10 protein-coding genes are annotated in these 11554 nt (G+C 34.5%); 1 reads left to right on the top strand and 9 read right to left on the bottom strand.

Features of this window, described 5'->3' with window-relative positions; all coding sequences use genetic code 11:
* Positions 1-81: 81 nt before the first annotated feature.
* Positions 82-1179, top strand: a complete 1098-nt coding sequence (locus BUL40_RS08350; protein ID WP_080318869.1) for a GNAT family N-acetyltransferase — start codon at positions 82-84, stop codon at positions 1177-1179.
* 50 nt (positions 1180-1229) lie between these two features.
* Here BUL40_RS08350 and BUL40_RS08345 read toward each other — a convergent pair whose 3' ends face one another.
* From BUL40_RS08345 to BUL40_RS08305, 9 genes are read right to left on the bottom strand one after another with little or no spacing between them, the layout of a single operon-like run.
* On the bottom strand, positions 1230-2357 hold the full coding sequence (locus BUL40_RS08345; RefSeq protein ID WP_080318868.1) for a glycosyltransferase family 4 protein: 1128 nt from the start codon (positions 2355-2357) through the stop codon (positions 1230-1232).
* A gap of 4 nt (positions 2358-2361) precedes the next feature.
* Complete coding sequence (locus BUL40_RS08340) at positions 2362-3009, bottom strand: sugar transferase (protein WP_080318867.1); 648 nt, start codon at positions 3007-3009, stop codon at positions 2362-2364.
* Positions 3002-4054: a hypothetical protein gene (locus tag BUL40_RS08335; protein ID WP_080318866.1), complete on the bottom strand. Its 1053-nt coding sequence runs from the start codon at positions 4052-4054 to the stop codon at positions 3002-3004. Before BUL40_RS08335 ends, BUL40_RS08340 begins: the two co-directional genes overlap by 8 nt.
* A gap of 7 nt (positions 4055-4061) precedes the next feature.
* Positions 4062-5240 carry a glycosyltransferase family 4 protein gene (locus BUL40_RS08330; RefSeq protein WP_080318865.1) on the bottom strand — a complete coding sequence of 393 codons (1179 nt, stop codon included), beginning with the start codon at positions 5238-5240 and terminating at the stop codon, positions 4062-4064.
* Positions 5241-5244: 4 nt separating this feature from the next.
* The gene (locus BUL40_RS08325; RefSeq protein WP_080318864.1) at positions 5245-6390 is read right to left on the bottom strand and encodes a glycosyltransferase; all 1146 of its coding nucleotides are present in this window, start codon (positions 6388-6390) and stop codon (positions 5245-5247) included.
* Positions 6391-6400: 10 nt separating this feature from the next.
* Positions 6401-8245 carry an asparagine synthase (glutamine-hydrolyzing) gene (gene asnB / locus BUL40_RS08320; protein ID WP_080318863.1) on the bottom strand — a complete coding sequence of 615 codons (1845 nt, stop codon included), beginning with the start codon at positions 8243-8245 and terminating at the stop codon, positions 6401-6403.
* Positions 8246-8295: 50 nt separating this feature from the next.
* Positions 8296-9393, bottom strand: coding sequence for a glycosyltransferase (locus tag BUL40_RS08315; protein WP_176465465.1), 1098 nt, complete (start codon positions 9391-9393; stop codon positions 8296-8298).
* A 7-nt stretch (positions 9394-9400) separates the two neighbouring features.
* Entirely contained in the window at positions 9401-10573 is a 1173-nt protein-coding gene (locus BUL40_RS08310; protein WP_080318861.1) for an O-antigen ligase family protein, read from the bottom strand.
* A gap of 10 nt (positions 10574-10583) precedes the next feature.
* Entirely contained in the window at positions 10584-11528 is a 945-nt protein-coding gene (locus BUL40_RS08305; protein ID WP_080318860.1) for an ATP-grasp fold amidoligase family protein, read from the bottom strand.
* Positions 11529-11554: the final 26 nt, after the last annotated feature.

Here is an 11554-nt window from a genome sequence, read left to right as displayed (position 1 = left end):
AAATTGTTATGTTGAACAAAAAAAGACAACTATTCTTTTTTGGTTGTATTTGTTTCCATTAATTCGTAAAAAAAAGTTTTCATGGAAGTTGGTACCGCTGTAATAGAACATTTACAAGTAATAAAATTAACTAATACAACCGCAATAAAGGAGTATAAACGGGCATTGAAAAGTATAGCTTGTGATAGCCCGTATTATTGTTTTGAATTGCTTAATAATAGCCAAGATGAAGAACAAACACTTTGCGCGGCTATTTATCGTAATACAGCTATGGAGATTATGGCGGTAATGCCTTTTTTTCTGCGTAAAATTAAAAAAACTACTTATTTCGATGTTACCAGCCCATGGGGTTACAACGGTCCTTTTTTTAATAAAGAATTTGGTAAAGAACAACAACGTTTATTTTGGAAACAGTTACATTGTTGGTATGAGCGAAATAATATAATTTCAGAGTTTTTGCGGTTTAACTTTTACGGAAACCATAAGTACTATGATGGCGATGTGGTACATACACTATTCAATGTTCAGGGTAATATAACGGATTGGGACGCGTTTTGGAGTGGTCAGAAGCCAAATACGCGTAACCAGTTTAGAAAGGCAGAAAAACTAGGGCTAAAATTTGAACTGCATTATAAAACGATTCCAGCAGAAAAAATAGCAGATTTTTATCAAGTTTACATAGGGACTATGGACCGCCGATCTGCAGTAGACTCGTTCTACCATACACTAGAATACTTTAAGGCTATTTGTGCCAACAATACAGAAAAATGTGCTATAGGCTTAGTCTATGATGAAACAGGAGAACCTATTTCAACAGAATTTTTCTTGGTGTCTCAAGATACCTTGTTCTCATTCTTAGGCGGTACGGATTCCAATCATTTTAAAAAACGCCCAAACGAGTATTTAAAAATATCGGCCATAAAATGGGCAGGAGAGAATGGACTCACCTTTTACATGATTGGTGGTGGTTTATCTAATAGCAAGGAAGACAATCTTTATCTTTACAAGAAAAAATATTTTCCCCATCATCCGGATATCGATTTCTATACCGGTCGTAAGATAATAAATAAAGAGGTATATACCTTATTGCTACAACAAGTAGGGGTTGTAAACGCTGCTTCTTTTATAGACAAAAACGGTACCTCTGGTTTTTTTCCGGCTTATCGTCAAAAAGTTTAAAACATTATGGTTCTATCCAAAATCAAATTCATTTGGTTTTGGATGGAACTTTATAACAGTTCTTGGTATACCGCTAGGGTATTGGAGACCATTTTATCCAAGGTAAACCGTTCCATAGCAGTATCTTTTGCATTGCTACCTAATCTTTGGCGTAGTTCTTTGTCTTGAATCACTTGGTCCAAAAGGCCGCCCAGGACCGTAAAATCCTCGGTGTCAAAAATAAAACCGTTTTTACCATGTTCTATTTGGTCAATTGCACCAAACCCATTTGATCTAATGGTACAACAGCCACTCATCATTGCTTCCACGGCCACTAGACCAAAGGTGTCAGACCTAGAGGGTAGTACAAAAACGTCGAACAGCTGATAGTATGGTTTAGGGTCGCAAAATGGAACTAAGGTAAATTGCTCTTCCAAATTATTTTCTTTCAATAGTTTGGCCAACCAAATTTTGTCTTTTTCTGTTTGATAGTCGCCAACAAAAACCAAATGTACTTGTTGTTTGGTTTTTTCTTTTGTAGCCTTTCCCAAGGCATTCAATAAGATATCTGTCCCTTTCATGGGGGTAATCCTACCTACAAATCCAAGAATAACTTTTTGATCTGGTATATGATGTTTTTGCTTAAGGGCAATTTGGTCTTCCCGTGATTCGGCTTGTGCAAAGCGTTTGGGTATACCGTGGTATACCAATCGTATACTTTCTGGCGGTGAGTGCATCACCCTTTGGGTAAAATCTTTAGATCCTTCACTTACCGCGATCAGTAAGTCTGGATGTTTATAACGCCAATTTGGCGTTATGGTATCTGCATGTACGGTAGAAACAAATTTTTTGCCCAATAACTTAGGGATAAAAGTTAGGTTTGGTGAATGGCAATGTATAATATCGGGTTTTATTTGGTTTAGGTGTTTTCGTATACCAGATATTAATGCGACTAAACCTAAAACTTTTTGTAGGGGGTTGCCTTTAGGTTCTTTAAAATAAATGAGCGGTACGCCCAAGATATTGAATTCTTTTTTCAGGTCCGTAAAGAACTGGTCGTCCGTTGAGGTTCCTTTTTTAAATCCGCTGGTTAAAATGCTAACCGCATGTCCTTGGTGTACCAGACCATGGGTTAGCTGTTGTATATTGGTGGCAAGGCCATCCTTACCTATACGCATAACTATGAATACAATCTTCATGACCCTAGTCTTTTGATAAATGCTTAAATTCTGGCCAATCTTTACGAGCAATGTCCATGGCTAACATAACAGGGTTGCTGTTTGGGTCTACCTCGATACCATCAGACTTAAAAATTTTGAGTATGGTGAGCCAAATTATTTTAAGATCCATGGTAAAGGACAGGTTTTCCAAATACTCCACGTCCTTTTTAAACTTATCCTCCCAGCTAATAAAATTTCTACCAGAAACCTGGGCTAACCCTGTTATTCCGGGTTTTAATAAAAAACGTTTTCTTTCTTCTTCCGTATAATAGGGTAAGTACCTTATTAAAAGGGGGCGCGGGCCTATTAAACTCATATCGCCTTTTAATACGTTTATAAGTTGTGGTAGCTCATCCAAAGAGGTTTTTCTAATAAAAATACCTAAGGGGGTAAGCCTATCCGTATCTGGCAAAAAATTTCCATGGGCATCTGTTTTACTGTTCATGGTCTTAAACTTAAGAACGGCAAAAATCTTTTCGTTCTTACCGGGTCTACGTTGAGTAAAAAACGGACTTTCCTTAAAACCAATAGCTAAGACTATGGCCGTAAGCAACATCACTGGTGCAAATAAGATTAGGGCGGTTAGTGCCATTAAAATGTCTAGCGGACGTTTAAAGTAGTTTTTATACATGATTATCGGGGTTCCATTGGTTTATAATGTTAGCCATGCGCTGCATATCAACTGGTGTGTAGCGCAAATCTACATGAATATTCAACATACAATTGTATGGTAAGTTTAAAAGATTATCTGGCCAAAGCTCTGCAGGGAATAGCTTGTTTTTTATGAGGTGGTCTTTACATAAAAGCATGGTTTTTCTGTCCTTGAATAAAAGAATCAAACCAAAGGGAGTGGTTTCTGGTTTTGCCAATATCTTAAAGTGTATACTAGGGCGTAATAAAGAGTATAGTTTATTTAAATTGTCTTTTTTCACCTTATTGTAGTCTTTAAACACAAAAAGTTCCAAAGCCTTCTGGTGTTCTGGCGCCATGGTGGTTACGCGCATGGTCTGCTTAAGTATTGCTTCTCCTTGGGCATAGGTTTGTAAATAGTTTTGCTTGTCTTGCTCGGTACGGCAAGTTGCTTTACTGTGCATGGCTTTGGCCATGGTATCCCAAGCCAACGCTAAATCCGTAAAATCGTGATCTTCTAAAAGATCAGGTTCTTTTAACGGTATTTGTAAACGGCTATTGTTAGGTTTCCAAACTATGCCGCCCAATGGTAGCGGTACGGTCTTACGTAAAGAAGCCACGCAGAAATCCGCTTTACTATTTAGTGCACCAGCACTTAACCATCCGTGGGAATGATCCTCTACGATTAAAGGGCGCTCCTTTACCATAGGAGGGTTAAATTGGTGTAACCCCCAATAGTTATTTAATAATACAACATCGGTAGGTAAGAAATAAGACCAAGGGATCTGTGGTTCATGGGCAAAAGGATCTACCGGATAGTATTTGATTTGGGTGAAATTTTTATGCATCCAGTCTTTAACGTACGGGCAATAATACTCCGGTAACCATATGGTGGCTATGTTTTGGTGTTTTTTGATACATTCCAAAATGTATTTAATGGCATACCTGCCGGCATAGAAAAAAAGATGGTCTTTAAAAGGGACAATTGTTTGCTTTGGCGTGTCTTTTAAACCAATTTCATGAAAAAAGGAGCCGTATCCAATCATTATAAAATTATTCTTGCGTTTGTGTATTTATAATACTTTGATATTCTTTTAAGATTTCATTCCAAACAAAGCTACGTTCAAATTTTTCTATTATCAGTTGGCGTGTACCTTCCTTATGTTTCTGGATGAGTTCTGGATTTTGCAAATAACTTTGCATGGCATCTATTAGGGCATCTGTATTTTGTGCTGGAATGACGGTACCGTTAACGTTATGTGTGATGATTTCATTACTTCCGTTAATATTGGTGACAATACAAGGCAATTGCATTGCACAGGCTTCTAGAACAACATTTGGAAACCCCTCTCTGTAACTAGGGAAAACAAACAGATTGCTAACAGCCAAAAAAGGTCTTATATCTTTTTGTTGCCCTACACTTATAAGATTTGGAACTGTACTTAATAAGGCAAGTGTTTTCTTGGGTAGTAGGTCGGTTTCACCTTCTGCACTCCCAACCAATAGTAAGGAACAGTTATCGTACTTATTTTTTAGGGTTGCATAAGCTGTGGCCAGTTCATTTATTCCCTTGTCATTTACAAGTCTACCCACATAAACAAAAACAATATGGTTTTTAGGAATACAGAGCGTAGCTTTTATAGTGTTAATCTCGGTTGGCGTGTAGCGTTCAGGATCAAAGTGATTTAAGTTAATACCATTTACGTTGCCATAGGCTATGATTTTTAAAGGTTTTTTTGTAATTCTATAATTTTGTAAATCTTTTTTAACCCCATTACCTTCTGGGTAAATATGTGTGGCTGCTTTACAAATAATACGATCAAAAAAGATAAGAAGCTTTTTTTTTAAACCGGTTTGAGTTGGAAATATTAGACCAGTAAAAGTATGTAGGCGGTAGGGTACACCTGCAAAATAGGCAGCTACCATACTCAATAATCCTGCTTTAGGTGTAATAGAGTGAACTAAAAGTGGTTTTTCTCTTTTTAAAAATAGATACAAAACAAACAGGCTCTTCAAATCTTGTATAGGACTAATGTTTCTCCTTATGGTAATTGCTTTTGTTCTTATCCCTTCTCTTTTGGCGGTTTCTTGCAATAGCGGGCCTTTACTTGCAACCCCAATTACGGTATAATACTGGTTTAAGAAAGCCAATTGCCCATGTAAAAGACCGTGTAAGGAACTAGGTACCGCAGCAGTTCTAATAATTTTAGGTTTGTTTTGTTCGGTATTCATGAAGTTAGGCAAGAATGTATTCGCAATATTGTTTAAGAATATGATTTTTATCGTAAGCTTTAATACGTTTTGGAGCGTTTTCTGTACAGGATTTTCTGAATTCTGGATTCGCAATCATAAAGGCGATTGCTTTTTGCATAAGCTCTAAATTATTTACGGGGGTAAGAATACCATATTTGGTAAACATAATATCCTGATCGGTAGCTTGCTCTAACTCCAACATTTCATCTGGACCAGATTGGCAATTGGTACTAATAACTGGCAAGCCACAAGAAAGCGCTTCCATTAAAACATTTGGAAATCCTTCAAATATAGAGGATAGGACAAAGATATCTGCTGCCTTTAGATAGGTAAAAGGATTCTGTTCAAAACCCATGAGAAAAACATTATTTTCTAGATTCAAAGCCATGATTTGGGTTTTTAGCTGGTCATATAATTCTCCATCACCAAAAATATACAAGCGCACATTTTTAAAAGGCTCCATGGCCTTAATTAAAAACGAATGGTTTTTTACGGTCATTAAGCGGCCCACCGTAACAAGGTTAATATAGTTGGAATCATAAAAATCATTGTTCGGTACAATGCCGCTAATCTTATCTAAATCTATTGGGTTGTATATATAGCTAATTTTTTCCTTAGGTATTTTAAAATGCGTTACCAAATCAATTTTACTTGCCTTAGCATTACTTAAAATAGCATCGGCCTTGGGGTATAACCATTTTACCATAAAACGATTGATCTTTGCTTGTAAATGATTGCCGGCATACTGTTTAGTTGGAAAACTTCTTTCGCTGATAATTAGCTTGTATTGGTGTTTAGTGAACCACCTTGCCATGATGTTGATATAACAGGGTCTAGTTAATAAGCTAAAAGAATGGGTAATTTGTAATGTTTTAAGTAACCTTGCGTATTTGAAGGCTAGATAGGGGAGCTTAAGTAATTTTAATATACCCGACTCATTTGGATTAGATTTTTCTAAATAATAGGTATCTATTGTACTGGGAATTGGATAGGCAATAGTATCGTTCATAAGTACCAAAACTACCGGGTATTGATGTTCTTCTAAGTAGTTTAGGAGATAAGACATAGCGCGTTCCGCACCGCCGCCAGCCAATGAATAAATAAATATGGAAATTTTTAATGAACTCATTATATTTCTTTTACGTTATGGAGAAAGCTTTTCCATTTTTATCTAACCATTGTTTTAAAATAATCAATTTCCATATTAAACTGTAGTTGTTTTCTTTGGATTGCATATGGTTCTCAATTTTATTTAATACCACATTTTTATTTATGTTCGGTATTTTATTCAATTGAGATTCGTTTAAAGAATCGTACACATATGTTTTAAGTTCATCTTTAAACCACTCTTGAAAAGGGATAGCAAATCCACTTTTAGGTCTATCAAAAATAGCTTTAGGCACATGGTCATATAATATTTCCTTTAAAATTCTTTTCTGATTTCCTTTTTGATATTTAAAATTTGTGGGTAATTTTTGTGCATATTCTACTACGCGATAGTCCAATAATGGAGACCTAGCTTCAAGAGAGAAAGCCATGGTGGCCCTATCAACTTTGGTATTAATATCAAAAGGTAAATAGGTCTTTAAATCAAAATCTCCCGCTTTTTGAAAAATATCTTTGTTTTTATGGTCTAAGTATATCTGTTGCGGAATATGTTGTTCAATAACCCTATTGAGATACACTGGGTTTTTATCATAAACCGTAGTTAAATATGCCTTTTCTATATTGGGATTGGAAATTACCTTACCTACAACATTTGCTTTGTAATTAGGGATACAAAGAAGGCTGTTAGCCGTTAATTTTCTAAGCCCGGTTGGCATTTTCATGAAGTAATTAATAATTCTTAACCAATCATATCTATGATATCCTAAAAACAATTCATCGCCGGCATCTCCAGACAAGGCCACGGTAACATGTTTTTTAGTGTGTTTTGCCAGCAACATGGATGGTATTGCCGAGGAGTCTGCAAAGGGCTCATCATAATAATGCGTAAAATTATCAATTAGACCCAAACCTTCCTTAACATCACAAAGTATGGTATGTTGATCTGTTTTTAAATGTTTGGCCACTTTTTCTGCATAACTACTTTCATCAAACCGATCATGACTAAACTTTATGGAAAAGGTTTTAATTTTCTCAGCTGTGGTTTGTGTGGCTAAGGCAGAGATTAAAGAACTATCTACTCCCCCAGATAAAAAAACACCCACGGGAACATCGGCGAACAGTCTAATTTTGGTAGCATCTACCAACAGTTCTTTTAATTCTTGTTTGGCTTGGTCAAAACTTAAAGTGGTATCTTGAGGTGCGGTATATGGGATATCCCAGTAAGGTTCAATATTTAATTGGCCAGAACCTAAAGCGTAGGTAAATATGTGGCCTCCCTCTAATTTATTAACCTCGTTAAATATAGTCTGAGATGCAGGGATATAATTCCATGAAAAATATTGCTGAATGGCACTAGAAGATATGCTTAAGGCCGGATTAAACATTTGAATAGATGATAGTTGACTTGCAAATTCAAACGCTAAACCATTATGGTAATAATAAAATGGTTTTTGACCTAAGCGATCTATAGCTCCAAATAGTATATTTTGTTTGGGATCATATAGTACAAAGGCAAACATTCCATTAAAAAGAGAAACGCATTTTTTGCCGTATTCTAAATAGGCGGCACAGATAACCTCTGTATCACTTGTAGTCTTAAAAACGTAATTTTTTTGTTCTAGTTGTTTTCGAATATCCTGAAAGTTAAATATTTCACCATTAAAAACTATAGTTAGGTCGTGATACGAGAATGGTTGGTTAGAACGTTCGTCCAAATCAATAATAGACAATCTGTTATGACCAAAAATTAAAGGGTTGGGTTTTGCGTCTAGGGTAGTGATGCCCATGTAATCTGGCCCTCTAAAAGCCGTTCTTTCTAACTTTTTTTGTACCTGTTTTTGGTTATAAAAAATGGTTGTGCCGTATATTCCACACATAGTTTTTTGTTTAAGGGCAGGGTTCTATTACTATATTGATTTTATGTAGCTTATTTTGCTATTAATTTTGCGAATAACAAATCGTATTGTTGTAAAATTTTGGTTTTATTTAGTCTATAGGTAATTGTGCTACTTACTTTTTCTGGTTTAAAACAATCTATTTCTTTCGTGATTTTTAATATTTTACTCTCCATTTCTTTTGACTCACTTACAATAAAACCGTTTACGTTGTTGATCATAATCTCATTTATGCCACCTGGGGCTTTAAAAACAACCGCAGGAGTGCCCGTAGCTAGGCTTTCTACTAGTGCATTTGGAAATCCTTCAACATAGGATCCCTGTAGGTAAAGATGACTATCCATTAATAATTCATTGATTCTTGTCGTAAAAGGAATATGCTCTATTTTTTTTTCTAGATTATACAATCTAGCTGTTTTCATAATGTTCTCTAACTCTTCACCGCTACCTATAATTTTATAAATAAAATCTATATCTAGGTCTTTTAATGCTTCTAATATCCTTAGATGTCCTTTTCGTTTGGCAAGACTAGCCACAGTAATAAAAATCCAATTATTTGTAAAGGCTGGTATACGATTTTTTACTTTAAAGCCATCCTGGATAGGATTATTTATAACCGCTAATTTATGTTTGGCAACTAATTTTCTTTTTAAGACCTCAATCTGCATATCTTTTGACTGGCAAACCAACGTATCTAAGCCTTTATGACCAATTTTAGCTATTATATTAAAAATACTTGATTTGATACCATTTTGTGCAATATGGTCTTTTTGCGTACTTCCAATAATAGTCTCACGACCAATAAATTTGGTTTTTGGGGTAACGAAAGAAATCAATCCTAATAGGGAGTTGATATGGGATAAAGTACCAAAAACAATATCTGGACGGTTTTTTCTTATTAATAAATATAAATCTAATACTGATTGGGAAACCCTTTTTTTATTTAAATATAAAATATCAATACCATTAGTATCATAAACTGTATCGGATTGAAAACCAATCACTATTAATTTAGATTTGTATTTTTGGTTATTAAATGATTTTGCCAAAAAAGTAAGAACTTTTTCTGCTCCTCCAGAACTTAAACTGGGCACTACGAAATAAATGGTTGTTATTTGAAATTTATTCACTATCATTTTAGGTAAGGTTAGTGGCTTTCTTCCTATATTTTTGGAATAATTGTTTCGTTTTATTGCCTTTTAACGCTCTTATTCTAAGAAATGCAAAGATTGATAAGGATACACTTTGGTGATTAAAGAAATAGGTGTGACTAGCCATAAGATTTAACATAACCACTAATAAAATATATAAGATAAATGGCTCTTCTTTAAAATAAAGAAATGCGTAGTACAACAAGTAGAGATAAATATAAATAAACGCCAAAAAAGGAATAATACCACTATCACCAATTATCATTAGGTAAGTGTTGTGTGATCCAGGTCTACCTGGGGCTTGTTCTTGAAAATATTTAAAGCCGTAGCCGAAAAAGGGTTTATCAAATATTAAATCATAATAAATAGCCCAAGTTTTATCTCTGGTATCATGGCTTACCGTGTTGGTTTTAACCTCTCCTTCCGTAAAAAAACTAGTTAATGCATCAAACCTATCTGTAGCAAAATTCTTTTTATTAGAAAACGTAATCATTATCACTAAGGCAAAAACTCCTATTATGGGAACCATTGCATTTCTTTTATCCCTGATGATTGCAAACACATTGATTAGAGTCCAAACGATTAAAAACGTCCGAGAAAGAGTCAATAAACCAGCAAAGGTTAAAATAGCTTGTGAACCAAGCTTTAAAACCTTGTTTTTTAAACTGTACGAAATAGCCATTCCTAATAAACAAACAGTGCCAGCTGTATTGGGGTTTAATAAAAAACCACTGAACCTTCCTCGTACTAACCCAAATTTTTCATTGATGTTAGGAAATAAAACGCCGTTAATAATTACACTTAAACCTGCAATTACCAAAATAAAAATTAATTCTTCATATTTGGTATCATGCATTACTTCTGTTATACAAGTAATTAGGATCAAAAACCTAATGATTTCTTTTATCAAATAAATTTCATCTCCATTATAACTTAATGCACTGATACTAAAATAGAGAATACTGAAAATATAAAATGGAAGTGCTGGCTTGGTCCATTTTCTATCCAAAAAAAAATAAACCAATAAAATACCAGTTGTAAATAAGCTACTAAGGGTTCCTAATGTATCCCCAAAATAGGTCAGTAAAAAATTAGGGATGTTACATAGCACCATTAAAAGTACTGTAAGCCTTGTTAGCAGCTTTATCTTTTGCCCCATAATATTTAAATTATGAAATTATTGAGAGTCTATTTAAATCTACCATGGCACCTAATTTGTAATCCCACTCTGATGGCTCAATAAGTCTACCTCCTCCATCGTGATGAAAAGTAATTTCACCAAAATATAATTTACCATCAACATCATACCAATCTATACGCACATAAGGGAAAGGCGTAGCCAGTTTATTGGATAATGCCAACATCTGTTCTAACGCCATAGGTCTTTTAATAATTTTATTAGTTGGATTTGTAATATAACCGTTGATATTTGATGTCCATTTAAACTTGGCTTTTTCCCAATTTTTATTATACCAATTTCTTGCGTGGTTATCAGTACCTCTATTTATATCTACTTGTATGTATTCTGCTTTTCCATTAAAACAATGAACCTTATAGTCCATCGGAATTTCTCCCTTTTGGTTTAATAGTAATTTTTCAATTATAATGCGTGGTTTAATATTCTTATACTGCCATTCTTTTTTTGCATGATAATAGTTCTGCTCTAATCTCTTTTTTAACTGTTCACGTATTTTATCGTAATTTGGTTTTGTGTCTTTGTAAATAAAAATACCACCGCCACTATCGTGGTTTGTTTTTATAATGCAAGGCCGCTGGCTTAGAGAATTTGCGTTTATCACATCTGTGGAAAAATCCTGATGGTAAAGATCAACAAGAAATTCACTACCAATCGTAGAGGATATATAATTTCTAACTTCATATTTGTCAGCGCAGAGAGTATGTATTTCACGCCTATCATACAATTTTAACCAATTAATTTTTTCGTTTAAGGTTTTTGGATTTTTCAAGTCCAATTTTTGTTTGGTTTTTTTCTTGTATAAGTGTTTGACAACCCAATTGTCAGGTAAAACCCTTTCGATTAAATAAGAATATAATTTCTGTAATAATCTGCCTAGACTTGTTTTTTTGTAAATAAATTCAAGTGGTTGTATCATAGTAAATTTTAAGGTACACAAACATA

It is taken from the genome of Croceivirga radicis, from assembly GCF_002072105.2.
In the GTDB taxonomy this organism is placed as follows: Bacteria; Bacteroidota; Bacteroidia; order Flavobacteriales; family Flavobacteriaceae; genus Croceivirga; species Croceivirga radicis.
Note: the sequence above shows the minus strand (reverse complement) of the source record. Positions and strands in the feature narration are given on the sequence as shown.

Excerpts from the sequence above, each read along its gene's own strand:
- BUL40_RS08350 (WP_080318869.1), top strand. The coding sequence starts at position 82 with ATGGAAGTTGGTACCGCTGTAATAGAACATTTACAAGTAATAAAATTA.
- BUL40_RS08345 (WP_080318868.1), bottom strand. The coding sequence starts at position 2,357 with ATGAAGATTGTATTCATAGTTATGCGTATAGGTAAGGATGGCCTTGCC.
- BUL40_RS08340 (WP_080318867.1), bottom strand. The coding sequence starts at position 3,009 with ATGTATAAAAACTACTTTAAACGTCCGCTAGACATTTTAATGGCACTA.
- BUL40_RS08335 (WP_080318866.1), bottom strand. The coding sequence starts at position 4,054 with ATGATTGGATACGGCTCCTTTTTTCATGAAATTGGTTTAAAAGACACG.
- BUL40_RS08330 (WP_080318865.1), bottom strand. The coding sequence starts at position 5,240 with ATGAATACCGAACAAAACAAACCTAAAATTATTAGAACTGCTGCGGTA.
- BUL40_RS08325 (WP_080318864.1), bottom strand. The coding sequence starts at position 6,390 with ATGAGTTCATTAAAAATTTCCATATTTATTTATTCATTGGCTGGCGGC.
- asnB (WP_080318863.1), bottom strand. The coding sequence starts at position 8,245 with ATGTGTGGAATATACGGCACAACCATTTTTTATAACCAAAAACAGGTA.
- BUL40_RS08310 (WP_080318861.1), bottom strand. The coding sequence starts at position 10,573 with ATGGGGCAAAAGATAAAGCTGCTAACAAGGCTTACAGTACTTTTAATG.
- BUL40_RS08305 (WP_080318860.1), bottom strand. The coding sequence starts at position 11,528 with ATGATACAACCACTTGAATTTATTTACAAAAAAACAAGTCTAGGCAGA.